The following is a 25,727-nucleotide window of genomic DNA, read 5'->3' as shown; positions in this document are numbered from 1 at the left end:
GTTCCTCGTTCCCCTGATATTTACTTCGCACACGATCTATTAGCAAGCACAACACCACCTGTCTTTTCATCCCTCACTGACCGGAGCACCACCATGAACGCCCTTCGTCTTTCCAAGCAATTCCTGGCCCTCTCTACCCTGGCCATCGCTGTAGCCGGCGCCGCCGCCACGCCGGCCTTTGCAGCCCCGGCCACCGCACCGGCGAAGGTCGCCGCCGCTCAACCGTCGGGCAGCTACATCACCACCCGTGAAGGCGTGCAGCTCTATTACAAGGACTGGGGCCCGCGCAACGGTCAGCCCGTCGTCTTCAGCCACGGCTGGCCGCTGAATTCCGACAGCTGGGAAGCGCAGATGATCTTCCTGGCGGACCACGGCTATCGCGTGATTGCCCATGACCGCCGCGGTCATGGCCGCTCCAGCCAGCCGTGGGACGGCAACGACATGGACCACTATGCCGACGACCTGGCCACCGTCATCGAGACGCTGGACCTGAAGAATGCGGTGCTGGTGGGCTTCTCGACCGGCGGCGGTGAAGTGGCGCGCTACATCGGTCGCCACGGCACCAGCCGCGTGGCCAAGGCGGTGCTGATCTCGGCCGTGCCGCCGATCATGGTGAAGTCGGACAAGAACCCCAACGGCGTGCCCAAGGACGTCTTCGACGGCATCCGTGCGGCGCAACTGGCCAACCGGGCCCAGCTGTACAAGGACATTCCGACCGGTCCGTTCTACGGCTTCAACCGGCCGGGCGCGAAGGTGTCTCAGGGCCTGATCGACAACTGGTGGTTCCAGGGCATGCAAGGTGGCCACAAGAACACCTATGACTCGATCAAGGCGTTCTCGGAAACCGACTTCACGGACGACCTGAAGAAGTTCAATGTGCCGACCCTGGTCATCCACGGCGATGACGACCAGATCGTGCCGATCGACAACGCCGGCCGGGCCTCGGCCAAGCTGGTCAAGGGGTCGACGCTGATCGTCTATGAGGGCGCGCCGCACGGCCTGACCGACACCCACAAGGACCGCGTCAACGCCGACCTCCTGAAATTCATTCGGTAAGACCCCCCCCTACCGGCTAACGCCGGCCCCCCAGGGGGCGAGCAGGGAGCCCGGCAAAGCCGGATCTCCTTGCTCCGCTGGACCTGTCGGCCCTTTGGGCCTCTCCATCAACGTGTCGGGTGGGGCAGCCCTCCTACCGGCTGACGCCGGGCGTCCCCAGGGGACGAGCAGCGAGCCCGGCAAAGCCGGATCTCCTTGCTCCGCTGGACCTGTCGGCCCTTTGGGCCTCTGCATGAATGCGTCGGGCCAAGACGACCTGAAGTAGCCCCCCCCCTACCGAGTGACGTCGACCCCAAAGGACGAGCAGGGAGCCCGGCAGAGCCGGATCTCCTTGCTCCGCTGGACTTGTCGGCCCGGGGGCCTCTTCTTGGGCGCGCCGTCGTCCGGGCAAGCGGATGTCGAGACGCTACGAATGGATGGCGGACTGCCGTGCTCAGGCCTGTTGCGCAAAGGTGGCGATGTACTGCCGGGCCACCGTGCCCGCATGCTGCAGCGCCGCCTCGGCGGAGGGCCATTCGTCGGCCAGCTCATGCCAGGCGGTGACGGCGTGGTGGCCGTCTTCCTCGCCCTTGACGATGAAACGGCCCAGGAAGGGACCTTCGCCGAAACAGGCCAGCAGGTAGGTCCGGCCGAGGTGGTGATGAAGGGTCTGCATGGATGAACGTGCCTCACGTGCAACGTGGATCCTGGCGTCCATCGTCTGATGGATGCAGCCGACTGGCGGCGCGTGCTGGGAGCGCCCGGAACGTGCGCATGCGCCGGGTCAGAGCTGCGCTTGTACACCTTCAATGAGGCACCGTGCGTGAAAACCCGACCCACACCGTCGGCGTTGACGGACCACCCGCTAGATCGAATCTCGCCCAGTCCCCATGCTGCATCGCAGCACGCCACAGAACAGGCATGGCCGCCGGCGACCGATGAGCCACCCATTACCGAGCGCCGCACCTCCCTGCGCCGATCCTCGGCCGGATTGATGCACCGCCGCATGAAGCCACGCAGGCGATGGATTGGCGGTCAAAACGGCTTCGCCCTCTTTACGAAAAGATCTGAAGACGGCCCCGCTGACGACCGCCTTCAGCCTGTTCGCAACCTGCCCGCGCATCACTGGACCGCCTCACACCCTCGTGTTCATCAGGCATTCAGGTCTCCGCGATGACCTGCTCCCAATTCAGTCCGAACTTCAGCAGGTACTTGCGGAGTCGGTCCGCATCATTGATGACGCTGCGCGCTTCCCGGCTGGCCTGGAACAGTTGCCGTCCAGCGTCGGACAGCGTGCGCGCGCCGCGACACACCCGCACCACGGCCGCGAGTTGAAGCTGATCGAACAGATCCATTGCCTCGACAGCCTCCTCGCCCAGCAGGGCGGTGAGGTCAGGCGCGGCAGCGGGACCGCGAGATGACGCGCCCGTGGTCGGCAAGGTGGCATCCCCGCGATCCCATAACCACGCCAGGCGGGCGATCTCGGCCTCCACCAACGGCAGGCTGATGCGCCCGCCTTCGGCCAATGTCGCCAATCGGGTGATGGACGCGCTCAGGTCGCGGAAGTTGCCGCTCCAAGGCGCCCGCGCCGACTGCGCAAAAGCCAGGTAGCGCGTCTTGGCCTCGGCGCTGAAGCGCACCGCGCGACCACTGTCCTGCGCGGCCTGGGCGAGCAGATGCTCCACATTGGGCTCGATGTCCTCCGGCCGGTCGCGCAGGCCGGGCAGGCTGTAGGTCCACAGGTTGATCCGTGCGAACAGGTCGTCGCGGAATCGGCCCGCCGCCACTTCGGCGCGCAGGTCCCGGTTGGTGCCGGCAATCAGCTGGAAGTCGCTCTCGACCTCGCGGTCCGCGCCCACCGGAAGGAAGCGCTTCTCCTCGATCGCCTTCAGCAGCATGGCCTGTTCATCCAGGCCCAGTTCGCCGATCTCATCGAGGAACAGCAGCCCCTTGTGCGCGGTGCGCAGCAGGCCGGGTCGATCCGCCGCAGCGCCGGTGAACGCGCCCTTCTTGTGGCCGAACAAGGTGGACGCCGCGCCGTCACCGCGCAGCGTGGCGCAATTGACGTCGACAAACAGCCCGTCCAATTGGTGCCGCGACTGCTTGAGTTCATACATCCGACGCGCCAGGAACGACTTCCCCGCACCGGTCGGCCCCGCCAGCAGCATCGGCGCGCGTGACCGCACCGCGACCCGCTCCACTTCCTCGATCAGCGCATTGAACCGCCGGTTGCGGGTGGCGATGCCGCGCTTGAGGAAGGCCACCGCATCCTGCTGCGCCGCCTGGAAGCGGCGCGCGATCGGGTCGTAGCGCGACAGGTCCAGGTCGATCAGCGTCATCGTGCCGGGGTCGCCGGCCGTCTGGCGCCGGGGCGGCGAGGTCTGCAGCAGCACCCCGGGGATGAACCGCGCCTCGATCATCAGGAACATGCAGATCTGGGCGACGTGGGTGCCGGTGGTGATGTGGGCGCGGTAGTCCTCACGGGCGGGGTCGAATGGATAGGTCTGCGACCAGTCGTACAACGTGGTGTAGACCTCGCCGAAGTCCCACGGATCATCGATCTGCAGCTCCACCAGCCGCACCTCGGTCTCGGGTGAGACCTGCGCAATGTCGCGCTGCACCAGCCGCGCCAGCTCCAGGTGGCGCGCGGTGAACATCAGCTCCAGCCGGTCCACCACCGCATCGTGATGCTGAACCAGCGACACGGTCGGCCGCCATTTCTCCCACCGGCCGGCGCCCTTCCCGCCGTCCAGCTGGGTGCCCAGGAAGCCGATCACCACATTCTTCTTCGCCATCTCTCGACCTTGTGTTCAAGTCCTGCGCCGTCGCACCGTCGCCGTCGCGCCGTTCGTGGGGGGCGCTGTCCAGGCCTCCGCACCTCCGTATCCATTTTTCTACAGGATTAGCCGTCGCGCTATCTCTATCGATCTGCGAGATGTTGCAACCATGCTTTTGCAATTCCGCAGAAGCATGAAAACATCCATCGCATCAACGACTTGGAAGCGGGCCTCGACGCGGCAGGCAAGACCTGGCACAGGCATTGCAATGAAGGAGGCATCGAGCCATCGACTCTTTCATCGAACACAGCGCATCATGAACAACGAGAACAATATGTCCGAGATGAACACCCCGAACGACATGTCCCCCACCTCCTACAACCAGGAACAAGTCCCCGGCGGCGTGCCCGTCAAGATGTGGACCCAGGGCGTGCCCGTGGAGGCGGAGGCCCGTCGCCAACTGGCCAACGCCTCCCGCCTGCCGATCGTCTTCAAGCACGTGGCGGCCATGCCCGATGTGCACTTGGGCATCGGCGCAACCATCGGATCGGTGATTCCCACGCTGAACGCGATCATCCCGGCCGCCGTGGGTGTGGACATCGGCTGCGGCATGATGGCCTGCAAGACGACGCTGACGGCCAACGACCTGCCGGACAACCTCAGCGGCCTGCGCAGCGCGATCGAACGCGCGGTGCCGCACGGCCGCACGCCCCGCGGTCGCGATGTGGGCGCCTGGAACGATGTGCCCGAGGATGTGGACCAGTCCTGGGCCCAGCTCGCGCCAGCATTCGACGAGCTCTGCCGCGACTATCCCAAGCTGAAGAACACCAACAACCGCAAGCACCTGGGGACGCTGGGCACCGGCAATCACTTCATCGAGGTCTGCCTGGATGAGACCGGCGTCGTCTGGTTCATGCTGCACTCGGGATCGCGCGGCGTGGGCAATGCGATCGGCTCGATGTTCATCGACCTGGCCAAGCAGGATGCGATGCGCAACCAGGCCAATCTGCCGGACATCGACCTGGCCTACTTCGAAGAGGGCGCGCGCTACTTCGGTGACTATGTCCGCGCGGTGGGCTGGGCGCAGAAGTACGCCGCCCTGAACCGCGAGGCCATGATGCGTCGCGTCATCGCGGCGGCCAGGTCGGTGATCGCCAAGCCCTTCGAGAGCCACATCGAGGCGGTGAACTGCCACCACAACTATGTGCAGAAGGAAACCCACTTCGGCGAAGACGTGTTCGTGACCCGCAAGGGCGCCGTGAATGCGAAGAAAGGCCAGATGGGGATCATCCCCGGCAGCATGGGCGCCCGCAGCTACATCGTGCGCGGCAAGGGCAATCCGGAGAGCTTCGAAAGCTGCTCGCACGGCGCCGGCCGCACCATGAGTCGCAATGAGGCCAAGCGTCGCTTCACCGTCGCCGATCAACGCGCCGCCACCGAGGGCGTCGAATGCCGCAAGGATGCCGAGGTGATCGACGAGATCCCGATGGCCTACAAGGACATCGACGCGGTCATGCACGCCCAGCGCGATCTGGTGGAGGTGGTGCACACCCTCAAGCAGGTCGTGTGCGTGAAGGGTTGAGCGAGGCGCCGGGACCGACAGACCGACAGACCGACACCTGCAGACCGGGACCGTCGCCTTCCATCAGAAGAATTCAGCATGCAAAAGCATATTCCCACGCAGCGCGGTGCCGCGCTGATCCGGCTCGACGGCGCCACCGGCGAGGGCGGCGGCCAGATCCTGCGCACCGGCCTGGCGCTGTCCGTCATCACCGGCCGGCCGCTGCAGATCGAGCGCATCCGCGCCGGTCGGCCCAAGCCCGGTCTGATGCGCCAGCATCTGACCTGCGTCCAGGCGGCGCAAGCCATCTCGGGCGCGACGGTCAGCGGCGCCGAACTCGGCTCGCAGCAATTGAGCTTCCACCCCGGCCCGGTGCGCGCGGGGGACTATGACTTCGCCGTCGGCACCGCGGGCAGTTGCACCCTGGTGCTGCAGACGGTGCTGCCGCCGCTGATGTTGGCCGAGGGTCCGAGCCGGCTGCAGCTGCACGGCGGCACCCACAACCCCATGGCCCCGCCCTTTCATTTCCTGGACCGCTGCTTCGCGCCGCTGGTGCGTCGTACCGGCGTCGGGCTGACGATGAGCCTGCGTCGCCACGGCTTCTATCCGGCGGGCGGCGGCGAGATCGAGGCCGTCATCCACCCGGCTGCCGAAGGCCCGCAGCCCTTCGACCTCCTGGAACGTGGCGCGGCTCAGGACGCCTTCGCCGAAGTGGTTGCGCCCGCCCTGCCGCGCAGCGTCAGTCTGCGGGAGCTGGACGCCCTGGGTCGGGCGCTGGGTTGGGAGGCCGGCCAGCTGCGTGAATTGCCGTGTCGACAGAACGAAGGCCCCGGCAATGCACTCATGGTCACCCTGGTCCACGAGCATGCGACCGAGCTGCTGATGCGGCTCGGCGAGCGCGGTCTCAGCGCGGAAGCGGTGGCTGCGGCGATGGTCCAGGATGTGCGCGCGGCCCAGGCCAGCGACGGGGCGGTGGGCGAGCACCTGGCTGACCAGTGGGCGCTGCCGCTGGCCCTGGCGGTGGTGAACACCGGTCGTCCGGCCCGCTACAGCTTCGGCACGATGACCGACCACACCCGCACCAACTTCGGCGTGATCGAACAGGTGCTGGCGGTGCGCTTCGATGTCGTGCGCACGACCACGCGGTTTGAGGTGACCGTGCGCCCGGCCTCGGCGGAGGCGGCTGAGGGGGCCGAATCGGCTGAAACGCCGGAATCCAACCGCACCGTGGTCAACGCCACGCGATAGATCCGCCGGACGACGCGCGTCCCGGTGGCGCAGGGTGGCGCATCGCCCCTGCAGGCGGACTCGGTTCGATGCGGTGTCACGCGGCGGGACGGCGTTGGCTGCGCTTGGACGGCACCCGATGGGGCTGGCGGACACCGCTCATCGCCCTGCCCAAGGCTTGTTTTGCTCGCGCGCGGAGTCAGGCCACAATGCCGGCCGGCCCTGCGGCCGTCGTGCGTCCTCCAGGCGCATCGGTCGCATCGGCCGCATCGGTGCTGGGGGAGGCCTGGCGGCATTTGCCGCCTCGGCCTGCCACTGACCGCCCTTCCCCGCCACGACGTCCGGACACCATGAGCCTCACACCTGCCGCGCACGCACCCGTTTCCGCCGCCACCAACCCCAGCACGACCCTTGAGCTGCCACTGCAACGCCATCTGCCCAAGGCCAGCCGGCTGGCGTTCGGCTGCATGGGCCTGGGCGGATCGTGGGACGCGACGGACTGGACCGCCGACCACCTCGCCCACGCCCATGCGGCGGTCGAAGCGGCGCTGGACATCGGCGTCACCCTGTTCGACCACGCGGACATCTACACCTTCGGCAAGGCCGAATCGGTCTTCGGTGAACTGCTGCGCCGGCAGCCGTCGCTGCGCGATCGCATCGTGCTGCAGAGCAAGTGCGGCATCCGCTTCGCCGATGCGCAAGGCCCCAAGCGCTATGACCTGAGCAGCGACTACATCGTGACTGCGGTGGAAGCCAGCCTGCGCCGGCTCGGCACCGATCGGCTGGACCTGCTGCTGCTGCACCGCCCCGATCCGCTGATGCAGCCCGACGAGATTGCCGAGGCCTTCCAGCGCCTGCGCAGCCGCGGCCTGGTGAGCCACTTTGGGGTATCCAACATGCATGCCGGGCAGATCGCCTGGCTGAACCGGGCGCTCGATCAGCCGCTGGTCGCCAATCAGCTGGAGCTGGGTCTGGGCCATCTGGAACCGATCGATGCGGGCACCTGCTTCAACGACCGTCAAGCCGGCACACGCGCCGGCGCGCTGGCCTGGGGCGGCACGCTGGAGCTGTGCCAGCAGGACGGCATCCAGCTGCAGGCCTGGAGCGCCCTGGCGCGCGGCCGCTACACCGGCGACACCGCCGCGGATCCGCGCGATGAGCCCGCACGCGCGCTGGTGCATCAGCTCGCCGAGCAGCACGGCGTCAGCCCGGAAGGCCTTGTGCTGGCCTGGCTGATGCGGCATCCCGCCCGCATTCAGCCGGTCATCGGCACCAGCCAGCCGGCGCGCATCCGCGCCTGCGGCGATGCGCTCAAGCTGACGATGTCCCGCGGCGACTGGTACGCGCTGTATGAAGCGGCACGTGGCGCCGCGTTGCCGTAAGCCTGCGCAGCATCACCGCATGCGGCCGAGGTGATCTCGCGGATGAACCTCGCCGCACGCCGAACGCGCGGTCACTCCGCGGCGTCGTTCGGCTCGAACGCCCAGGCCAGCTCGGCCACCAACGCGGCGGCGCCGATCTCGCGCAGGCCGGCGAAGTTCTGTCCCGCCCATAGCGGCGAGAAATCCCCGCTGCCCGCTGCCTCCGCCTTCGCGCGCAACGGGCCCAGGGCATTGCTGGCGTTGGGAAACTCCGGCGCGACCTCATTGAGCGGGCCGACCTCCCGCATCAGGCGATTGACGATGCCGCGCGCCGGGCGGCCGGTCATCAGGTTCGTCAAGGCGGTGTAGTGCTTGGCCGGCTCGCGCAGCGCCTGGCGATGCGCGGCACTGGTGGTGGCTTCATCGCACAGCAGGAAGGCCGTCCCGAGTTGCACCGCCTGGGCACCGAGCGTCATCGCGGCCCGGATGCCCGCCGCGTTGATGATGCCGCCGGCGGCAATCACCGGCAGGTCCACCGCCGCCACGATCTGCGGCAGCAAGGCCAGGGTGCCCGGCTGACGGCTCAGGTCATCGCTGAGGAAATGCCCGCGGTGACCGCCGGCCTCCCAGCCCTGGGCAATGATCGCGTCCGCGCCGTTGGCCTCCAGCCAGAGCGCCTCCTGCACCGTGGTCGCGCTGGACAGCACCACCGCACCCCAGCCCTTCACCCGCGCCAGCAGGGCCTCGGAGGGCAGCCCGAAGTGGAAACTCACCACCGGCGGCCGGAAGGGCTCGACCAGATCCGCAATCGCCGCCGAGAACGGCTGACGCACCGGGCCCGGCTGGATCTGGCTGGGATCGATGCCGAACTCGGCGTAGTACGGCGCCAGGCGCTCGCGCCAGCGCGCTTCACGGGCGTCGTCCGGCTGGGGCGTCGTGTGGGCGAAGAAGTTGACCTGGTAGGGCAGGCCCATGTCGCGCAGCAAGGTCAGTTCGCTGTGCAGCGTCTGGGCATTGAGCAGCGCCGCCGGCAGCGAGCCCAACCCGCCCGCGCGGCTCACGGCCGTGGCCAGACGCGCGCCCTGCACGCCCGCCAACGGGGCCTGGATCAGCGGCAGGCGAATGCCCAGCAGCGAGGTGATCGCCGAAGCGGACGACGCGCCCGCCACATGGACAGGTTCGCCCCGCGGGGCGGCGACGGTGGATTCGGGCAGGACGGACATGATGGCGTGGGGAGCACGTCGCGCGCCGGACGAGGGCCGAGCACGGGGCGATCCAGCAATGAAATGGGCCCCATCATCTCAAAGCCCGAGTCATGCCCGCGAAACAGGGCCTTCCGGCCGGTCGATGTCCGCTCAGGGACGGTGCAACCGCGCGGCGCGGCACCGCGCAGGAACCGCCGCGATCACGCGTTCTGCTTGAGCGCCGCCTCAAGCGCGCGACGCGTGCGCTCATACGCCTTGCGGTCGTCCCGCCGAAGCAGCGCGAGGTTGCTCGCAATCGCGTCCAGTTGCTCGGCGGCGGTCTGGCGCTTGACCTGCTCGATCTCCCGCCACATGGCGTCGAAGTCCAGCAACGGGCCCTTCGGCGCCCCGTCGGGATATTGCTGGCCGATCAATGCATGCAGGGCATCGGCGATGCGCCCGATCTGGCGGCCATAGCTGTGCTCCGCGAGGATCGCTGCCTCGGTCTGCGGCGCGGTGGAGTTGTGGCTGTTGATGTTGAAGGTCCAGCCCGGCAGGATCGGCTGCACCAGCGACGGCGGCGCCACCCCGCCGCCCTGCATCAGCGAGCGCCAGAATTGCCAGGGGTCCAGGCCCGGAGGCAGCTCGGTCATGTCGGATGTCGCGCGCGGGCGGATCAGCTCAGGCGCACCGCGCTGAACGGCGGCAGTTGCGGCCCGTTGGGCCCGACCTTGTTCAACACCGCGGTGTAGATCTTCCAGTCGTTGCCGGTCATCATGCCGCTCACGATCACGGTGCGCGGCTCGCCGCCATCGGGCAGCAGCGCGATGAAGGCATAGCCGATCGCCGGATTGTTGGGCACGCACTGGAAGCGTCCCTGCTCGGTCGACGTCCAGCCACCGACGAGCTGGTAGCGGCCTTCCGATCCGATGTGACCGGGATCGAAATCGAACAGGATGGTGCGCACCTGGAAGACGTCTTCGGACCACAGGAACTGCCCCTGCAGGCCGATCAGCGTCTGGATGTCGTGCGGACCATGCCAGCCGGCACCGGACAGCGCGGTGGACTGCGCAAACTGGGTGCGTGCCGCCTGCAAGGCTTGGTCAGGCCAATGGGCATGGCCCAGCACCTGATCGGCGACGCTGGATTCGGTCAGGCGTTGAGACGGCATGGAAGGCTCCGGGGCGCTGGTGGCGGTTGGAGCCGATCCTAGACTCGCGACGGAGACGGGCCATCATCAATCGATAGGTTGCGATGCCGGCGATTCGGGAGCGCGCCCTCCGCGCCACCGGTCGCGAGGCGGCGCCCGCTCCGCGCGCACGCTGGCTGAAGCGCCCTGGCAGACCCAGCGGTCAGGCCATCGACAACGCTTATTTGGCGATCTGCGCCAACGCGGCCTGCAGGCCGGCGACGCCGCCCACACGCTGGTCGTTGATGAAGATCTGCGGCATCTGGCGCACCGAGGGGCCGCACTTCTCGTAGAAGGCCTTGCGCTCGTCTTCGTCGTCGATCTTGATCTCGTCGAACGGGAGCGATCGGGACTTCAGCAGGCTCTTGGCCGTGTCGCATTGCGGGCAGGCCGACTTGGAATAGAGGACGATCTTGAGTTGCATGGCGGCGAGTGTAGGTGCAGGCGCATGCCCATCGCCGCCGTGCCGGGCGATGGCCCCGCCGCGTCTGGGGGCGGGGCTTGCCCGGTCAGCCCCACTGTGCAGAAGTCCGAACCGGGCGGCAGGCGAGGCGGGTCAGCGAACAGCATGCGAGCGCCGCCGCAGCACGGCGGCGCTCGCGCCGCGTCTTACTTCGACGCGTTGACGATGGTGTTCACCAGGTCGGTGTAGACCACCGCCCCAGTGGCGCGGTTGAACAGACCCATGCTGTTGTTGCTGGTGTAGCCGTTGTCCCAGTACACCGGCACCAGGCCCTTGGCCTTGGCGGACCGGGTGACCGACTGCACCCAGTAGGTCCGGTAGCGCTCCGCGCCGCTGATGTTGGTGCGTGAAATCGCACCGTACTCGCCCAGGATCACCGGCGTGCCGGGATCGATGAAGCGGGCCTTCATCTTCTGGAACTGCGCATCGAGATACGACTCGTTGGCCCAGGTCTCGGTGGCCGACGCATCGGTGGCGATCGAGCCCCACTGCCAGATGTTGCTGGATGCGTTCAGGGTGAAGTTGTAGGGGTCGTAGTAATGCACTTCCATCATCAGACGCCGACTGGCCGAATCATTGGGCAGGGTGGCGAAGTTGACGGTGTGGTCGATGTTGGTGTTGAAGCCCTGCACCACCAGGTGGCGCTTGGCGTTGTTGCCGCCGGTGGCGCGCACCGCATTCACGAAGGTCTGGTTGAAGCTGTTCTGCACGGTGTAGTACTCCACCGTGGGCGTACCGTAATCGCCGTCCACCATCACTTCATTGGTGCCGGCGAAGAGCAGGTAGTCGTCGTGGTTCTTGAAGTTGTTGGCGATCTGGGTCCAGAACTTCGTCAGCCGCGCATTCACCGCCGCCTGTCGCGCATAGGTCGGCTGCATCCAGCCGCCGTCCCAGTGCACGTTGATGATGACGTACAGCCCGGCATTGCGCGCATAACCCACCACCTCGGTCACCCGGGCCATCCAGGCGGCGCTGATGGTGTCGCTGGCATCGGCGTACTGGGCCCAGGACACCGGAATGCGGACCGTCTTGAAGCCCGCGGCCTTGACGCTGGTGAGCAGCGCCTGCGTCACCTTCGGATTGCCCCAGGCGGTTTCGCCGCCGATGGCCTCCAGCGAGTTGCCCAGGTTCCAGCCCGGCGCCATCTGGGCGGCGAGCTGGGTGCTGGTGAGGTCACGCATGCCGCCGGTGGTGGCGGTGGTGCGCACCGCGTTGGCGGGGCCGGCGTTGTAGCTGGCGCCGTTGGCGGTGAACTTGATCCAGTACCAATAGCGGGTGCCCGCGGCCGCGGCCGCATCGGTGTAGCGGGTGGTGGACGCGCTGACGGTGCTCAGCCGGGTGCGGCCGGCGGCTTCGCTGTCGGTGTCGCGATAGACCTGCACATTGGAGACGGTGCCGCTCACCGTCCAGTTCAGGGCGATGTTGTCGGCGCTGCCGGTGCTGGTCAGGCAGACGGTGGCACCGCCACCGCTGCCGCAGGTCTGTGCCTGGCTCAGCGGGGCCAGCAGCAGGCTGCCGAGCACCGCCAGCACGGACAGGCAGGCCCGGCCGGCGCGAACGGTCGGAAGCCGGCGCGGGTGGGGGTGGGGGTGGGGGTGCGGGGACGCGGAAGAAGCATCAGGCATGGGAAGGATTCGAAAGAGAGGTCGCATGGGGGTTCTCATGGGGTAGGCCCAGTCATGGCGGGGTTCGCGCCGGCCCGGCGGTTGGAACGTCGATGGCACAACGACACCCCTGGCCCCGACGCAGGCGGGGCGGACAAGGCTGTCTCCTTGATCGGGCGGTTCGCGGCGGCGGGACCGCAAGGTCTTGCGCGCCGTGCCGGCCTCTGTGGCGGCCGCACCGGGGACCCCGGGTGCATCGACCTGCAGCGGTCGACCTGCCGTGGTGCTCACAATAATTTGGCGGTCGAACTAACTGCACCGGGTTATCACCTAGCGAACCGACGCACTGGTCTCCAGGTGTATCCGCACGGGGATGGCCAGCGGGCGGGTCCCGTCGATCCGGGACCTCCGTCCGACCGAAGCCGTCACCCTCGCGACGCCGATGGCGGCTTCCTACAATCGCCGATTCCACGCACCACGCCCAGGGGGACACGCATGTATCGATGGCGACTGACGCTGGCCCTGGGGGCGTTGCTGGCGCTGGTCTGCATCCAGGCCGGCTTTGTCTACTGGGGGGCGGACCGGGTCGATGGTTACGCCCGTCACAGTCGGCTCACCAGCGACCTGCTGTCCGAGCTGCTGGACCTCTCCGCCGACAAGCAACGCCTGCGCACCTGGGCGGCGCAGCAGTTGATGGGTGCCGGCGCCCAGCCCGACACCCGCGACCGGCTGCTGGACCGGATGCACGAAAGCGCCGGGCGACTGACCGAGATGTCCCGCCGACACCTGGCCTCCTGGCGGGCCATTGCCGCGCGCGACGGCGTGCCGGTGCCGGCGGAGGTGGAACAGCTGGTGGACATCAGCGCGCTGCTGGATGCCAACATCCTGGAAGTGCAGGCCCAGTTGCAGGAGCTGAAGGCGCTGGACGACCACGCCGCGTTTTCCGGCGTCTGGCAGCAGATCAACCAGGTGTTCGACACCACCCACGGCCGCGACCTGCGTGACCTGCTCAACGGCGCGATCGAAGGTCAACGCAAGGCCCTGCCCATGGCCCGCGCCGCCACCGAGGGCGGCCTGGAACGCTTGCGCCAGCAGGCGCTGCTGATGACGGTGATCACCTTCGCGGTGGCGCTGGGATTGTTCCTGCACCTGAGCCATCGCCTGAAGCAGCCGCTGGAACGGCTGCTGGCCGCGGCGCAAGCGCTTCAGGCCGGCCGGCTGGACCACCGCATTCCGCTGAGCGAATCGACCGGATCGCGCGACGAGTTCGATCACGTGGCCGCCCACTTCAACGCCATGGCGCATGAGTTGCAGCAACACCGCCTGGAGGCCGATGCGGTGCGTCGGCGTCTGGAAGATGCGGTGCAGGAGCGCACCCGGGAACTGCAGTCGGCCCATGAGACGCTGCAGCGGCTGGACCACCGGCGCCGGCAGCTCTTCGCCGATCTGAGCCATGAACTGCGCACACCCGCCACGGTGATCCGCGGCGAGGCCGACATCGCGCTGCGTGCCGGCCCGTTGCCGGCGGAGGACTATCGACTGGCGCTCAGCCGCATCCTGGCGGCCGTCAAGCAGCTGAGCGGCGTGACCGAGGACCTGATGCTGGTCGCCCGCGCCGAGGCCGACGAGCTGCTCATCCATCCCGAGCTGGTGGCGCTCGGCGCGCTGGTGAAGGACACGGTGGAGCAAGCCGCCGCGATGGCTGCCCTGCGCCAGCTGCGACTCACGGCGACGCTGCCGCCAGCGGACCTGGTCGTCAGCGCCGATTCCGCACGCCTGCGCCAGGCGCTGATGATCGTGCTGGACAACGCGATCCGCTATTCACGGCCGCAGGGCGAGGTGACGGTGGACTGCATCTTGCTGCACGCCGACGGGACCGAAACGCCCATGGACGCGGCGACCGCGCCTCCCCTCGATCGGACGACGACGAACCCCGCAGCCGAGACCGCCGACGACGTGTCCCCGAATGACCTGCTTCGCTATGACGCGATCGAGATCGCCATCCGCGACCAAGGCATCGGCATTGATGCCGATGAACTGGACCAGGTCTTCGAACGCTTCGTGCGCGGCCGACGCGCCCGCTCCTACCGCGCCGACGGCACCGGCATCGGTCTGTCGATTGCGCAGAGCATTGTTCAAGCCCATGGTGGCCAGATCCTGATCGACAGCCAGCCCGACGTCGGCACCCGCGTGCGGTTGCGCCTGCCGCTGCGCGCCGGCGCGCTGAAGGTGATGGATGACGAAGGCAACCAGACGGGCGTCGGCATCCCCTCGGCATCCGCCCTCGCCTCGCCCAAGGCCATCGACCACCCGTTGACCTCGCCATGAACCGCCATCTGCTGATCATCGAGGACGATCCTCGCGTGGCCGACTTCCTCTCCCGCGGTCTGAAGGCGGAGGGCTACACGGTCGAGGTGGCGCGCACCGGTCCGCAGGGGCTGGAACTGGCCCGGGACGAGCGCGTGTCGTTGGTCATCCTGGACCTGATGCTGCCGGGGCTCAACGGGCTGGACCTGTGCCAGACGCTGCGCGCCGAAGGTGGCCAGGTGCCCATCCTGATGCTCACCGCCATGAGCACCACCGAGGACAAGGTCAAGGGCCTGCGCCTGGGCGCGGATGACTATCTCACCAAGCCCTTCGACTTCGAGGAACTGCTGGCCCGCATCACCGCCTTGCTGCGGCGCGGGCGCGAGCAACGGGCGGTGGCCACCACCTTGCAGGTGGCTGACCTGGTGCTGGACCGGGAGCGCATGCAGGTCTGGCGGGCGGACGCGCCGCTGACCTTGACCGCCAAGGAACTCGCGTTTCTCGAACTGCTGATGAGTGCCCCGGGGCGACTGTTCAGCCGCGAGCGCATCCTGGCCAATGTCTGGGGCGTGCATGTGGATCCGCTGACCAACATCGTCGATGTCTATGTGCGGCGCCTGCGCGCGAAGATCGACGACGGCCATCCGTTGCCGTTGCTCAAGACGGTGCGCGGGCTGGGCTATCGGCTGGACGACAGTCCCGTCTGAGCGGCAGGCAGAACTGACCGATCGCATGGTCTGAACCGCTTTCGGTACGAAGCCGGGTCGGTGCGTCGGTCGTTCATCTGGCATTCATCTGTCGCTCACTGTGGATTCATACGTCGCTAGCCGGCGGTTCATCCGTCGTTTCCAGAATCGTTCTTGCGCCACTCAAAGCGCGACGTCGGGCCTCCGGGCCTGAACGTCTCCCTGCATGCCACCGACAGGACACGATTCATGACCACCGCTTTTCTTCCTCGCCTTCTGGGTGCCTCTGTGCTGGCACTGAGCCTCTCCGCCGCCTTGCCGGTCATGGCCAAGGAGGGCCATTCGGAATGTGCCGTCACCACCGAGCGCGAAGTCGCCGGCCTGTTTGACCGCTGGAACACGTCGCTGTCGACGCTGAGCCCGGACAAGGTCGTCGCCAACTACGCCGAGGATGCGGTGCTGCTGCCCACGGTCTCCAATCAGGCGCGCACCACGCCAGCCGAGATCCGGGACTACTTCGTCAAGTTCCTGAAGAACGGGCCGCAAGGGACGATCGACAGTCGCATCATCCGCATCGGCTGCAATGTGGCGCAGGACGTCGGCACCTACACCTTCAAATTCAAGGACGGCAGCCAGGTGCGCGCTCGCTACACCTACGTCTATGAATGGACGCACGGCCAATGGCTGATCGCGCATCACCATTCGTCGGCCATGCCGGAGAAGTGAAGCAAAAAGTGAAGCAAATCATGCGGGCAGGCGCGAGCCACCGCCGATGAACCAAGGGGCGCTTGAGGCGCCCCTTTCTCCATTCAACGCAGCCAGGCGCCCCGCAAGGCGCCGTTGACCCTCAGGGCGCGGCGCCGATCATCAGCTCGCCAGTCGTGCTGCCGGGATCGCCCTTCACCGGGCGCGGATCTTCCCGCCCGGTGCAGGACTCGCGGGTGCAAGCGTACTGCATGAGATGAAGCGGATGGGCGGCGCCCGCTGCAGCCGGCTCGACCAGCGGCAGCGTCACGGCCTGCGCCTTCTCGGCGCCGCGCAGGCTTTCGCAACCGGCCCAGTAGCCGACGAAGCGATGCGCGGTGGTGCCGGGCCTGTCGCCCTTGAACGGCACCAGCACGACGCTGGTCCAGCGCTGCTGCACGCCGCTCTTGCCCAGCCCCTCATGGGTGAACTCGATGCAGCTGCCCCAGCGCTGCTTGCCGTTGTGCACCTCAAAGGCCCGCAGCGGCGACCAATCCAGATCGGGCAGCTCGCGGCCATCCGCCGGCCGATGCTCGACCAGCCGGATCTTGGCGCCGGTGGACGACTGCAGCTCGCCGGGCTTCTCATCGTCGGCACGCACCACCGAGACCCGCTCCACATTGACCGAGCAGCCCTTCGGGCCACAGCCGCTGATGCGCTTGATGGGCGTGAGCGTCACGGCAGGGCCCACGGCCAGTTGCTGAACCAACTCGGCGGCATTGGCGATGGGACGCGGCGCCGGCGCACCGCCCTCGGCGTGCGCCATGCTCATCGCCAGCAGCAGCGCCGCGCTCAGCGGGAGGCTGCGCAGGACGGGCCGGATGACCGGGCGCCACGGTGAACGATGCCGGGGCATCGCCGGGGGGAAGACCGCTGTCGATGACCGCATCAGTTGTATTCCTTGTTCTTGGTCGCCTTGAGGAAGTCCTCGTTGTACTTCCAGAAGATGGTGCCACCGTAGGCTGCGGTCGATTCGAACTTGTAGTTCCACTTGCCGCGGGACTTGGTGGGGCGATTGTTCGCGTCCATCCAGAAGTTCTCGTCGGGCACGTTCTTTTCGGCGATGTTGTAGATGTTGTGCTTGGGATCGGTGAACTTGATGCCGACCAGCACCTTGGGATGGTTGGCGTAGTTGGACTTGATGTCCGCGCCGTCCCAGAAGTAGGCGCCGTTGGCGTAGTCCTTGGGCGTGGCCGACAGCGCATTGCGCGCGCCACGCACGGCGGCGTCCATGCCGGTGTCGGCGGCGATCTCCTGATCGGTGGCCTTGATCAGCTTGCCATAGCGCTTGTTGCCGTCATGGGCGGCAAACGCATAGGTCTTGTTGGCCTTGATGAAGGCGCTGATGGTCGCGTAGCCGCGGGCCTTCTGCTGGCGGACCAGCACATTGGCGATGGCGGCCATTTCCTCGAACACGTTGTCGGTGGAGCCTTCACCGTAGGCGACGGCGGCCAAGGCGCGGGTGTCATCGTCCAGCTTGGTCGCTGCGGCGGGCGCGGGCGCCGCAGCCGGTGTGGTGCCGACCGGCCGCACCTGCGGCGAGGTGGCCCGCACCAGGGTGCCGGGGTCAATCGGGGGCGTGGATTCGCTCATGCCGAGCGATCCGGGAACACGGCTGGCCATGGAAACTCCTTCGAGGCTGAGAAGTTTAGGCCGGGGGGCTGGGGGGGACAGTGTCCTTGGACACTTTGCAACGATTTGGGCACAGCCCTGCCTCTGGGAGGGGCTCGAGTCACGCCGCATTGGTCGTTGTTTGATGCCAAGCGGACTTACGATCAAACGCCACCCACCCGAATGACGAAAGGCCATCCATGGCGACTGATCCCGCTCAAAAACCGTTTCGACTGCGTCCGGACCAGATCAAGGACGTCGCCGTGGGATACGGCGCTTGCATCGCCACGGACATGATCACCTGCGAGGGCCGAAAGGTGGCCTTCATGTACCGAGAGGAAGGAGACCACGAGGACGACAGCGGCTGGCGCTTCATGTCGGGCCATGAATCCGACGAGTACATGAACGACCCGGACAATCACGCGGCCTACGACGTCAATACGATCGCGAACTACGACCCGGACATCATCCCGTTCCTCGATGCCGAGCCGGGCTCCGCATTCGAGCGGGAAAACGGGGATGGCGGGTTTGTCGAAGTCGAGGACTTCGAGCCGGGGGAGGAGTAAGACGTCTATCTCGCGGCCTTTGCCAAGACATGCCAGACGCGTTGGCTCCGATGCACACAGGACCCGCGATCGCGGGCAAAGGGTAAGGCTCGTCCACCAGTCTTGCAAAGAACCGCCTATGTGGCGGTTCCTTCGTCTGGTCCGCTTGCCACCCCAACGGCCGCTCGATCAAGTCACCGGCGCCGGATTGAACAACACCAACGCGTTGTGCAAGCCATGCCGCTCCGCCCAGGTCTGCCGGCCACTGGCCACTTCCAGCATCATGTGGAACATCTCCCAGCCCACTTCGGCGATGGTCTTTTCCCCATCCGCGATGAGCCCCGCGTTGATGTCCATCAGGTCATGCCAGCGGCGCGCCAGGTCGCTGCGCGTGGCCACCTTGATGACCGGGCATTCCGCCAGGCCATAAGGCGTGCCGCGGCCGGTGGTGAACACATGCAGGTTCATGCCCGCCGCCAGCTGCAGCGTGCCGCAGATGAAGTCGCTGGCGGGCGTGGCGGCGTAGATCAGGCCGCGTTGGCCGTCGAGCTTGTTGCCTGGTGACAGGACGCCGGAGATCGGCGCGCTGCCGCTCTTGACGATCGAGCCCATCGCCTTCTCGACGATGTTGGACAAGCCCCCCTTCTTGTTGCCCGGCGTCGTGTTGGCGCTGCGGTCCACGCTGCCGCGCTGCAAGTAGGCGTCGTACCAGGCCATCTCGCGAATCATCGCGTCCGCCACTTCGGGGGAGCGGGCGCGGGCCGTCAGTTGGGCAATGCCGTCACGCACCTCGGTGGTTTCACTGAACATCACCGTGGCGCCGGCACGCACCAGCAGGTCGGCGCAGAAACCCACCGCCGGATTGGCGGTGACGCCGGAAAACGCATCGCTGCCGCCGCACTGCACACCCACCACCAGCTCCGACGCCGGAATGGTTTCGCGGCGGCGGCGATTCAGGCGCTCCAGGTGCACCGTCGCCTGCGTCATGACCGACTCGATCATCGACATGAAGCCGACGTGCTTGTTGTCCTGCAGACAGACCACGTCCAGGCCCTCGGCCGCCGCATCGCCGCGCTGGTCGGCGATCGGGATCACGCCCGGCGGCAGCAGACGCTCGGGCTGCAGCTTCTCGCAGCCCAGGCTCACCACCATCACCTCGCCCCCGAAGTTCGGGTTCAGGCTGATGTTGCGCAGCGTGCGGATCGGAATCACCGCGTCCGGCGCATCAATGGCGACGCCGCAGCCGTAGGTATGCGCCAGGCCGACCACATCGTCGACATTCGGATACTTCGGCAACAGCTCCGCCTTGATGCGCGCCACCGCAAACTCCACCACGCCGGCCACGCATTGCACCGTCTGGGTGATCGCCAGGATGTTGCGGGTGCCGACCGAGCCGTCCGCATTGCGGTAGCCCTCGAAGGTGTAGCCGGTCAGCGGCGGCATCGCTGGCGCCTGAGCGGTGGCCTTGGGCAGACCGTCCAGCTCACGGGCCGGCGGCATCTTCAGCAGACGTTCATGCACCCAGCTGCCGGCCGGGATCGCCTGCGCGGCGTGGCCGATCGGCACGTTGTAGCGCAGCACGGCGGCATCGGCCGGCAGGTCCACCAGGGCCACCTTGTGGCCTTGCGGCACCTGGTCTTTCAGCACCAGCCCGGAGGGCAGCACCGTGCCGGCGGGCAGGCCGCCATCGTTGGCGACGATGGCGACGTTGTCCGCCTCATGCATCTGGATGGTCAACGGGTTCTTGGGGGCGGTCATGGTGGATTCCTGGGTTCAGGTGGGCCTGGGAAGGGAAACAGCCGCGCTCAGACGGGCTTCAGTTCCACGCGCTTGATCTCGCCCACCACGAGCAGATAGCTCAGCACGGCGATCAGCGCATGGGCGCCGACGAACACCAGCGCGCCATTGAACGAGTGGGTGGTCTGCACGATGTAGCCGATCACGATCGGCGTCACGATGCCGGCCACATTGCCGAAGGTATTGAACAGCGCGCCGCTCAGACCCGCGATCTCCTTGGGCGAGGTGTCCGACACCACCGCCCAGCCCAGCGCGCCCAGGCCCTTGCCGAAGAACGCCAGCGCCATGATGCCCACCACCAGGGCTTCGATGCCCACGTAGTTGCAGGCCACCATGGTGGTCGACAGCAGCATGCCCACCACGATCGGCAGCTTGCGGGCGAAGGTCAGCGAATGACCCCGGCGCAGCAGCCAGTCGGAAATCACACCGCCCAGCACACCCCCGGCGAAACCGCAGATCGCCGGCAGCGCCGCCACGATGCCCGCATTGAGCACCGACATGCCGCGTTCCTTCACCAGATACACCGGGAACCAGGTCAGGAAGAAGTAGGTCAGGACATTGACGCAGTACTGCGCGATGTACACGCCCAGCAGCATGCGGTTGCCCAGCAACTGCTTGAGGTAGGCCAGCTTCGGGCCCGACGCCGTCTTGCTGGCGCTGCCCGACAGCAGCGCACCGCCCGATTCGATGTGTTCGCGCTCGGCCTGGCTGACGTTGGGATGTTCCGAGGGGCTGTTGTGCATGGTTCGCATCCACACCACGCTCACCACAATGCCCAGCGCCCCCATGAAATAGAAGACCTCGGACCAGCCGATCGCGTGCACGATCCAGGCCATGATCGGCGCGAACAGCACCGTGGCGAAGTACTGCGCCGAGTTGAAGATCGCCGAGGCCGTTCCGCGTTCCGCCACCGGGAACCAGGCCGCGACCATGCGGCCGTTGGCCGGAAAGGACGGCGACTCCGCCAGCCCCACCAGCAAACGCATGATGAAGAGCGCCGCGACCGCCATCGGCAGGCCGAACAGCACCATGTCCATGCCCATGTGGTGCACCGTGCCTTGCAGCATGGTGAACAGCGACCACAGCAGGATGCTCCAGGCGTAGACCTTCTTGGCGCCGAACTTGTCGAGCAACCAGCCGCCGGGCAGTTGGCCCAGCACATACGACCAGCTGAAGGCCGAGAAGATGAAGCCCATCTGCACCGAGTCGATGCCCAGGTCCTTGGACAGCACCGGACCCGCCACGCCGACGGTGGCGCGGTCCGCATAGTTCAGGACGGTGACCAGAAAGATCATCGCCAGCACGCCGTAGCGCGTGCGGCTACCGACAGCGCCTGCGGCGGAGGAAAGAGAAAGCTGCATGTTGTCTCCACATCGGGAATGAGGGGCCGATCTGTGTCGGCCTTCGTCGTGGGGCGGCACCCGCAGGCGCCGTGCCCATCGCGGTCAAATCAGGACGGCAATGCCGATCACGTCCATCAGGTCGGCATCACGTCAGATTCACACCGGGGTCAGGCCTGGGTCAGGCCTGGCTCAGGCCTGGGTGTAGGCCGTCTTGACCGTGGTGTAGAACTCGGCGGCATAGCGGCCTTGCTCGCGCGGGCCGTAGCTCGACGACTTCCGTCCGCCGAACGGCACGTGATAGTCCACACCCGCGGTTGGCAGGTTGACCATCACCATGCCGGCCTGCGCATGACGCTTGAAGTGGGTGGCGTGCTTGAGCGAGGTGGTGGCGATGCCGGTGGCCAGGCCGAACGGGGTGTCGTTGGCCAGCGCCAGCGCCTCGTCGTAGTTCTTGGCCTTGATCACGCTCACCACCGGACCGAAGACTTCCTCGCGGTTGATGCGCATGTCGGCAGTGGTCTCGGTGAACAGCGCGGGCGTCAGGTAGAAGCCCGGCGCACCGGCCGAGCTGTGGCCCAGCGCCTCGCCGCCGGCGGCCAGCACGGCGCCTTCCTGGCGAGCGATGCCGATGTACTCGAGATCCTGCGCCAGCTGGCGCTCGTCGACCACCGGTCCGATGTCGGTGCCGGCCTTGCGGGCGTCGTCCACCTTCAGGGTCTTCATCTTCTGGACCACGGCGGCCACGAAGCGGTCATGGATGCCTTCGGTGACGATCACGCGCGACGAGGCGGTGCAACGCTGACCGGTTGAGAAGAAGCCGCTGTTGACCGCGGCAGCGACCGCCACGTCCAGGTCGGCATCGTCCAGCACCACGAACGGATTCTTGCCGCCCATCTCCAGCTGGAACTTCGCGCCACGCGCCACGCAGGCGGCGGCGACACGTTGTCCGGTCGGCACGCTGCCGGTGAAGCTGATGGCATCGACGCCCTGGTTCTCCAGCAGTTCCGCGCCCACTTCGGAGCCGCGGCCCATCACCAGATTGAACACGCCATCCGGCAGGCCGGCGCGCTTGAGGATGTCGGCCAGTGCCCAGGCCGAGCCGGGCACCAGCTCGGCCGGCTTCATCACCACCGTGTTGCCGAAGGCGAGCGCGGGAGCCAGCTTCCAGGTCGGGATCGCGATCGGGAAGTTCCACGGCGTGATCAGGCCGATCACACCCAGCGGCTCGCGGGTGACTTCGACACCCACGCCCGGACGCACCGACGGGATCACCTCGCCGCCGACGCGCAACGCCTCGCCGGCGAAGAACTTGAAGATGTTGCCGGCGCGGACCACCTCGCCGATGGCTTCCGGCAGTGTCTTGCCTTCTTCGCGGGCCAGCAGGTCACCCAGCTCGGCGCGGCGGGCCAGCACCTCGTTGCCGGCTGCATCGAGGATGTCAAAGCGCTGTTGCGGCGTGGACAGACTCCACTTGGAGAAGGCCTGTCGCGCGGCGGCGATGGCCTGGCGGGTCTGGGCGGCGTCCGCCTGGGCGTACTCGCCGACCACGTCGCGGGTGTCGCTCGGATTGATGTTGCGGGAAACGCGCGGGCCGTCGACCCACTCGCCGTTGATCAGGTTCTTGAACATGCGGGCCTCCTGGCTTATTGCGGACCGAGCTTGGAAATCAGCGCGCCCAGTTCATCCACTTCGGCGGCCTTCAGGTCCGACAGCGGCGGACGCACCGGACCGGCGGTGTGGCCGACCAGCGTCGCACCGGCCTTCACGATCGACACCGCATAGCCGTGGCCCTTGTTGCGCAGTTGGATGTAGGGCAGGAAGAAGTCGCGGATCAGGCGATCGGTGGTGGCGGTGTCGCCGGCGGCATGCGCGTTGTAGAAATCGATCGCAGTCTTCGGGATGAAGTTGAACACGGCCGAGGAATACACGGGGCAGCCCATCGCCTTGTAGGCACCGGCGAACAGCTCGGCGGTCGGCAGGCCGCCCAGGTAGGAGAAGCGGTCGCCCAGGGTCTGGCGGATGGAGACAAAGGATTCGATGTCGCCGATGCCGTCCTTGAAACCGATCAGGTTGGGGCAGGCGTCGGCCAGCTTCAGCAGCGATTCGGGCGTCAGGCGGCAGGCGCCGCGGTTGTAGACGATCACGCCGAACTTCACGCTCTTGCAGACGGCGGTCACGTGCGCCACCAGGCCTTCCTGCGAGGCTTCGGTCAGGTAGTGCGGCAGCAGCAGCACGCCTTGCGCGCCCAGGCGCTCGGCCTCCTGCGCGTACTGGATCGCCACACGGGTCGGGCCGCCGGCGCCGGCAATGATGGGCATCTTGCCTTTGCAGGTGTCCACGGCCACCTTGATGATCTCGCTGTATTCCTTGGGTTCCAGCGAGAAGAACTCACCCGTGCCGCCCGCCGCGAACAGCGCGGTCGCGCCGTAGGGCATCAGCCACTCCAGGCGCTCGGCATAGGGCTTCGGTGCGAAGTTGAGTTGGGCGTCGAAGTCGGTCAGCGGGAACGACAGCAGACCGTGGGAGATGGTGTCCTTGAGAGCTTGAGGCGAAGTCATGGCGGTGCGGTGGTCGGGTTGAAAAACGGCGCCGAGCGCCGTGTCGGGACCGTCGCTGAAGCGCGCTGGTACCGGTACCAAAGTTGATGATAGCGGTACCATCCGACCCGTCAATTCGGGCTAGGGTAATCACCGACGCATCCCCGACCGATCGTTCGGTCGGCGATCTCTTGGTGCGAGAAGGCTGTCAGCGAACCAGATCGGGGCAGTTTTCTGTCGCCGATGCGATAGTGTGGGGCGCGGCGAATTGTTTGGCGGGTGCAAACAGTGAGGGAGCGAGCTGGTTGTTTATCGGCCCGGCCGATGTTTCTACAGTGGACTCATCTACTCCCTCACAGAAGGATTGCCTCCGATGACCACCCGCGATGTTGTCTTCCCGCCCCACCGCCACGCGCTGTACGACCAGCACCGCTACTCTCCGGCGGTCCGTGCCAACGGGCTGCTGTTTGTCTCCGGCCAGGTCGGCAGCCGACCGGACGGCTCTCCCGAGCCGGACCTCGATGCCCAGGTGCGCCTGGCCTTCCAGAACCTCAATGCAATCCTGGCCGCCGCGGGCTGCAGCTTCAGCGATGTGATCGACGTGACCGTGTTCATGGTGAACCCGGACGTGCACTTCGAACGCGCCTGGGCCGTCGCCGCCGAGTATTGGGGCGAAGCGCCCTACCCCACGGCCACCGCGGTCGGGGTGACCTGGCTGTCCGGATTCCAGTTCGAGATCAAGGTGATTGCCAAGCTGCCGGAGGGGGGCGGGCACTGAGCCGTGCCATGGGTTGACGGGCTCAGGGCTCGCCGCCGCCGAGCCCGCTGCAGCTGGTCTCCTGCAGATCGCAGATCTTGTCGAGCCAGGCACGGAAGCGGCCGGCAGGGACACCTTGCCGCGCGGCTGGGGCCACGCGAAGCTTTTCTCGGAGAGCGACAGGCAACTTGGTCTCGGTGAACTCCACCTGGGCCCACTTTCCCTGGCAGCCCACCAGTCGCCCACTGTCCATCATGGCGCTGCTGTCGAACGAGTCCTCATCCCGAAACCGCAATGCTTCCGGGGCTTGTCGCGTCGGGGCAGCGCGCCCGACCGTCGCTTGCGACTTCACGATCAAGCGGCTGCCGCTGACCCAGCCCTCGCCCTGATACATCGGGCGTTCAGCTTGGCCGGACAGGTCCGGGTTGTCGCGAGCATTGCGAATGAGGAACCAGCCCCTCTCGGATGCGACGACATCGACCTCTGCCCGTGTGCGATAGCCCTGATCAGGATCCATATAGACAGGAACGAGCTTGCCGAGCACCCTCGAATGAGCACTCGGTGCGGCGCGAACGTTGAGTCCTGCCGGATCAGTTTCTTGGACGAAAGCGCCGATCTCGCACTGGCTGCGAAAGGGCAGAGCCGCCTCGGCGGCCGCATGGACCTGCGCAGCGATGGCGGTCACAGCCATGGCGCACCAGCGCAGACAAGTGGGCGTCAGGTCAGTCGCCATCGATGTACCCTCACCTTTCATGTCCATACGAGCATGACGTTTCCGAGGCAGGCGGGGCCCAATCACCAACAGCGTGGATTCTGGCTGCGAGCGCCCAAACAGCGGTAGGACTTTGGTCATCTGCCGCGCATGCAAGCCATCTTCAGATCGAACCCGCCAGCGCGGTTCATTGATCGCATCAAGCGACTCAATCGCGGGTCACTTGCCGCCTGCCATCCCGCCATAGACACCTCAAGCCCCACAACGCCCCATTGAAAACGGCCGCC

23 protein-coding genes are annotated in these 25,727 nt (G+C 67.0%); 9 read left to right on the top strand and 14 right to left on the bottom strand.

What is annotated here, in order from left to right:
* Positions 1-93: 93 nt before the first annotated feature.
* Positions 94-1,056 carry an alpha/beta fold hydrolase gene (locus N4261_RS04485; RefSeq protein WP_261759020.1) on the top strand — a complete coding sequence of 321 codons (963 nt, stop codon included), beginning with the start codon at positions 94-96 and terminating at the stop codon, positions 1,054-1,056.
* A 433-nt stretch (positions 1,057-1,489) separates the two neighbouring features.
* Here N4261_RS04485 and N4261_RS04480 read toward each other — a convergent pair whose 3' ends face one another.
* On the bottom strand, positions 1,490-1,711 hold the full coding sequence (locus tag N4261_RS04480; RefSeq protein WP_261759019.1) for a hypothetical protein: 222 nt from the start codon (positions 1,709-1,711) through the stop codon (positions 1,490-1,492).
* 484 nt (positions 1,712-2,195) lie between these two features.
* Positions 2,196-3,830, bottom strand: coding sequence for an RNA repair transcriptional activator RtcR (gene rtcR, locus N4261_RS04475; RefSeq protein WP_261759018.1), 1,635 nt, complete (start codon positions 3,828-3,830; stop codon positions 2,196-2,198).
* 343 nt (positions 3,831-4,173) lie between these two features.
* Here rtcR and N4261_RS04470 point away from each other — a divergent pair, with 343 nt between their 5' ends.
* From N4261_RS04470 to N4261_RS04460, 3 genes are all read left to right on the top strand, one after another.
* A complete protein-coding gene (locus N4261_RS04470) occupies positions 4,174-5,394 on the top strand; it encodes an RtcB family protein (protein ID WP_261760605.1) in 1,221 nt (406 codons plus the stop codon).
* Positions 5,395-5,472: 78 nt separating this feature from the next.
* Positions 5,473-6,621, top strand: a complete 1,149-nt coding sequence (gene rtcA, locus N4261_RS04465) for an RNA 3'-terminal phosphate cyclase (protein WP_261759017.1) — start codon at positions 5,473-5,475, stop codon at positions 6,619-6,621.
* A 329-nt stretch (positions 6,622-6,950) separates the two neighbouring features.
* The gene (locus tag N4261_RS04460; RefSeq protein WP_261759016.1) at positions 6,951-7,982 is read left to right on the top strand and encodes an aldo/keto reductase; all 1,032 of its coding nucleotides are present in this window, start codon (positions 6,951-6,953) and stop codon (positions 7,980-7,982) included.
* Between the two features lie 71 nt (positions 7,983-8,053).
* Here N4261_RS04460 and N4261_RS04455 read toward each other — a convergent pair whose 3' ends face one another.
* The 5 genes from N4261_RS04455 to N4261_RS04435 all read right to left on the bottom strand — a co-directional run bounded on the left by N4261_RS04455 (position 8,054) and on the right by N4261_RS04435 (position 12,422).
* Positions 8,054-9,184: an NAD(P)H-dependent flavin oxidoreductase gene (locus N4261_RS04455; RefSeq protein ID WP_261759015.1), complete on the bottom strand. Its 1,131-nt coding sequence runs from the start codon at positions 9,182-9,184 to the stop codon at positions 8,054-8,056.
* Positions 9,185-9,366: 182 nt separating this feature from the next.
* Positions 9,367-9,798 (bottom strand): hypothetical protein, encoded by a 432-nt coding sequence (locus tag N4261_RS04450; RefSeq protein WP_261759014.1) that lies wholly within the window; start codon positions 9,796-9,798, stop codon positions 9,367-9,369.
* 23 nt (positions 9,799-9,821) lie between these two features.
* Positions 9,822-10,316 carry a hypothetical protein gene (locus N4261_RS04445; RefSeq protein WP_261759013.1) on the bottom strand — a complete coding sequence of 165 codons (495 nt, stop codon included), beginning with the start codon at positions 10,314-10,316 and terminating at the stop codon, positions 9,822-9,824.
* A gap of 199 nt (positions 10,317-10,515) precedes the next feature.
* Complete coding sequence (locus N4261_RS04440) at positions 10,516-10,758, bottom strand: glutaredoxin family protein (protein WP_261759012.1); 243 nt, start codon at positions 10,756-10,758, stop codon at positions 10,516-10,518.
* A 185-nt stretch (positions 10,759-10,943) separates the two neighbouring features.
* Positions 10,944-12,422 carry a glycoside hydrolase family 5 protein gene (locus N4261_RS04435; protein ID WP_261759011.1) on the bottom strand — a complete coding sequence of 493 codons (1,479 nt, stop codon included), beginning with the start codon at positions 12,420-12,422 and terminating at the stop codon, positions 10,944-10,946.
* Between the two features lie 474 nt (positions 12,423-12,896).
* On the opposite strand from N4261_RS04435, the gene N4261_RS04430 reads away from it, so the two are divergent.
* The 3 genes from N4261_RS04430 to N4261_RS04420 all read left to right on the top strand — a co-directional run bounded on the left by N4261_RS04430 (position 12,897) and on the right by N4261_RS04420 (position 16,120).
* On the top strand, positions 12,897-14,729 hold the full coding sequence (locus N4261_RS04430) for a sensor histidine kinase (RefSeq protein ID WP_261759010.1): 1,833 nt from the start codon (positions 12,897-12,899) through the stop codon (positions 14,727-14,729).
* Positions 14,726-15,415: a response regulator transcription factor gene (locus N4261_RS04425; protein ID WP_261759009.1), complete on the top strand. Its 690-nt coding sequence runs from the start codon at positions 14,726-14,728 to the stop codon at positions 15,413-15,415. Before N4261_RS04430 ends, N4261_RS04425 begins: the two co-directional genes overlap by 4 nt.
* Positions 15,416-15,718: 303 nt before the next feature.
* A complete protein-coding gene (locus N4261_RS04420) occupies positions 15,719-16,120 on the top strand; it encodes an SgcJ/EcaC family oxidoreductase (protein WP_261760604.1) in 402 nt (133 codons plus the stop codon).
* A 121-nt stretch (positions 16,121-16,241) separates the two neighbouring features.
* Here N4261_RS04420 and N4261_RS04415 read toward each other — a convergent pair whose 3' ends face one another.
* On the bottom strand, positions 16,242-17,027 hold the full coding sequence (locus N4261_RS04415) for a hypothetical protein (RefSeq protein WP_261759008.1): 786 nt from the start codon (positions 17,025-17,027) through the stop codon (positions 16,242-16,244).
* Positions 17,027-17,761 (bottom strand): hypothetical protein, encoded by a 735-nt coding sequence (locus N4261_RS04410; protein ID WP_261759007.1) that lies wholly within the window; start codon positions 17,759-17,761, stop codon positions 17,027-17,029. Before N4261_RS04410 ends, N4261_RS04415 begins: the two co-directional genes overlap by 1 nt.
* A gap of 188 nt (positions 17,762-17,949) precedes the next feature.
* Between N4261_RS04410 and N4261_RS04405 the strand changes: the two genes are divergently transcribed.
* Complete coding sequence (locus N4261_RS04405; protein ID WP_261759006.1) at positions 17,950-18,315, top strand: DUF2185 domain-containing protein; 366 nt, start codon at positions 17,950-17,952, stop codon at positions 18,313-18,315.
* 168 nt (positions 18,316-18,483) lie between these two features.
* Here N4261_RS04405 and garD read toward each other — a convergent pair whose 3' ends face one another.
* The 4 genes from garD to kdgD form a co-directional block, all read right to left on the bottom strand.
* Complete coding sequence (gene garD / locus N4261_RS04400) at positions 18,484-20,052, bottom strand: galactarate dehydratase (RefSeq protein WP_261759005.1); 1,569 nt, start codon at positions 20,050-20,052, stop codon at positions 18,484-18,486.
* Between the two features lie 47 nt (positions 20,053-20,099).
* A complete protein-coding gene (locus N4261_RS04395; protein WP_261759004.1) occupies positions 20,100-21,452 on the bottom strand; it encodes an MFS transporter in 1,353 nt (450 codons plus the stop codon).
* Between the two features lie 171 nt (positions 21,453-21,623).
* Positions 21,624-23,063 carry an aldehyde dehydrogenase family protein gene (locus N4261_RS04390; RefSeq protein ID WP_261759003.1) on the bottom strand — a complete coding sequence of 480 codons (1,440 nt, stop codon included), beginning with the start codon at positions 23,061-23,063 and terminating at the stop codon, positions 21,624-21,626.
* Positions 23,064-23,077: 14 nt separating this feature from the next.
* On the bottom strand, positions 23,078-23,992 hold the full coding sequence (kdgD, locus tag N4261_RS04385; RefSeq protein ID WP_261759002.1) for a 5-dehydro-4-deoxyglucarate dehydratase: 915 nt from the start codon (positions 23,990-23,992) through the stop codon (positions 23,078-23,080).
* A gap of 352 nt (positions 23,993-24,344) precedes the next feature.
* Between kdgD and N4261_RS04380 the strand changes: the two genes are divergently transcribed.
* On the top strand, positions 24,345-24,749 hold the full coding sequence (locus N4261_RS04380; protein ID WP_261759001.1) for a RidA family protein: 405 nt from the start codon (positions 24,345-24,347) through the stop codon (positions 24,747-24,749).
* 22 nt (positions 24,750-24,771) lie between these two features.
* Here N4261_RS04380 and N4261_RS04375 read toward each other — a convergent pair whose 3' ends face one another.
* Complete coding sequence (locus tag N4261_RS04375; RefSeq protein ID WP_261759000.1) at positions 24,772-25,461, bottom strand: SH3 domain-containing protein; 690 nt, start codon at positions 25,459-25,461, stop codon at positions 24,772-24,774.
* Positions 25,462-25,727: the final 266 nt, after the last annotated feature.

The sequence above is a fragment of the Roseateles amylovorans genome, from assembly GCF_025398155.2.
GTDB classification, from domain to species: domain Bacteria; phylum Pseudomonadota; class Gammaproteobacteria; order Burkholderiales; family Burkholderiaceae_C; genus Roseateles; species Roseateles amylovorans.
This window is presented reverse-complemented; position numbering and strand designations above follow the sequence as displayed.

What these genes read in the sequence shown, in the direction of transcription:
- N4261_RS04395 (WP_261759004.1), bottom strand. Translation starts at nt 21,452, where the DNA reads ATGCAGCTTTCTCTTTCCTCCGCCGCAGGCGCTGTCGGTAGCCGCACG.
- N4261_RS04390 (WP_261759003.1), bottom strand. Translation starts at nt 23,063, where the DNA reads ATGTTCAAGAACCTGATCAACGGCGAGTGGGTCGACGGCCCGCGCGTT.
- N4261_RS04450 (WP_261759014.1), bottom strand. Translation starts at nt 9,798, where the DNA reads ATGACCGAGCTGCCTCCGGGCCTGGACCCCTGGCAATTCTGGCGCTCG.
- N4261_RS04470 (WP_261760605.1), top strand. Translation starts at nt 4,174, where the DNA reads ATGTCCCCCACCTCCTACAACCAGGAACAAGTCCCCGGCGGCGTGCCC.
- N4261_RS04420 (WP_261760604.1), top strand. Translation starts at nt 15,719, where the DNA reads ATGGCCAAGGAGGGCCATTCGGAATGTGCCGTCACCACCGAGCGCGAA.
- N4261_RS04425 (WP_261759009.1), top strand. Translation starts at nt 14,726, where the DNA reads ATGAACCGCCATCTGCTGATCATCGAGGACGATCCTCGCGTGGCCGAC.
- N4261_RS04440 (WP_261759012.1), bottom strand. Translation starts at nt 10,758, where the DNA reads ATGCAACTCAAGATCGTCCTCTATTCCAAGTCGGCCTGCCCGCAATGC.
- N4261_RS04380 (WP_261759001.1), top strand. Translation starts at nt 24,345, where the DNA reads ATGACCACCCGCGATGTTGTCTTCCCGCCCCACCGCCACGCGCTGTAC.
- N4261_RS04445 (WP_261759013.1), bottom strand. Translation starts at nt 10,316, where the DNA reads ATGCCGTCTCAACGCCTGACCGAATCCAGCGTCGCCGATCAGGTGCTG.
- N4261_RS04405 (WP_261759006.1), top strand. Translation starts at nt 17,950, where the DNA reads ATGGCGACTGATCCCGCTCAAAAACCGTTTCGACTGCGTCCGGACCAG.
- N4261_RS04460 (WP_261759016.1), top strand. Translation starts at nt 6,951, where the DNA reads ATGAGCCTCACACCTGCCGCGCACGCACCCGTTTCCGCCGCCACCAAC.
- N4261_RS04375 (WP_261759000.1), bottom strand. Translation starts at nt 25,461, where the DNA reads ATGGCGACTGACCTGACGCCCACTTGTCTGCGCTGGTGCGCCATGGCT.
- N4261_RS04485 (WP_261759020.1), top strand. Translation starts at nt 94, where the DNA reads ATGAACGCCCTTCGTCTTTCCAAGCAATTCCTGGCCCTCTCTACCCTG.
- rtcR (WP_261759018.1), bottom strand. Translation starts at nt 3,830, where the DNA reads ATGGCGAAGAAGAATGTGGTGATCGGCTTCCTGGGCACCCAGCTGGAC.
- rtcA (WP_261759017.1), top strand. Translation starts at nt 5,473, where the DNA reads ATGCAAAAGCATATTCCCACGCAGCGCGGTGCCGCGCTGATCCGGCTC.
- N4261_RS04480 (WP_261759019.1), bottom strand. Translation starts at nt 1,711, where the DNA reads ATGCAGACCCTTCATCACCACCTCGGCCGGACCTACCTGCTGGCCTGT.
- N4261_RS04435 (WP_261759011.1), bottom strand. Translation starts at nt 12,422, where the DNA reads ATGCCTGATGCTTCTTCCGCGTCCCCGCACCCCCACCCCCACCCCCAC.
- garD (WP_261759005.1), bottom strand. Translation starts at nt 20,052, where the DNA reads ATGACCGCCCCCAAGAACCCGTTGACCATCCAGATGCATGAGGCGGAC.
- N4261_RS04415 (WP_261759008.1), bottom strand. Translation starts at nt 17,027, where the DNA reads ATGCGGTCATCGACAGCGGTCTTCCCCCCGGCGATGCCCCGGCATCGT.
- N4261_RS04430 (WP_261759010.1), top strand. Translation starts at nt 12,897, where the DNA reads ATGTATCGATGGCGACTGACGCTGGCCCTGGGGGCGTTGCTGGCGCTG.
- N4261_RS04410 (WP_261759007.1), bottom strand. Translation starts at nt 17,761, where the DNA reads ATGGCCAGCCGTGTTCCCGGATCGCTCGGCATGAGCGAATCCACGCCC.
- kdgD (WP_261759002.1), bottom strand. Translation starts at nt 23,992, where the DNA reads ATGACTTCGCCTCAAGCTCTCAAGGACACCATCTCCCACGGTCTGCTG.
- N4261_RS04455 (WP_261759015.1), bottom strand. Translation starts at nt 9,184, where the DNA reads ATGTCCGTCCTGCCCGAATCCACCGTCGCCGCCCCGCGGGGCGAACCT.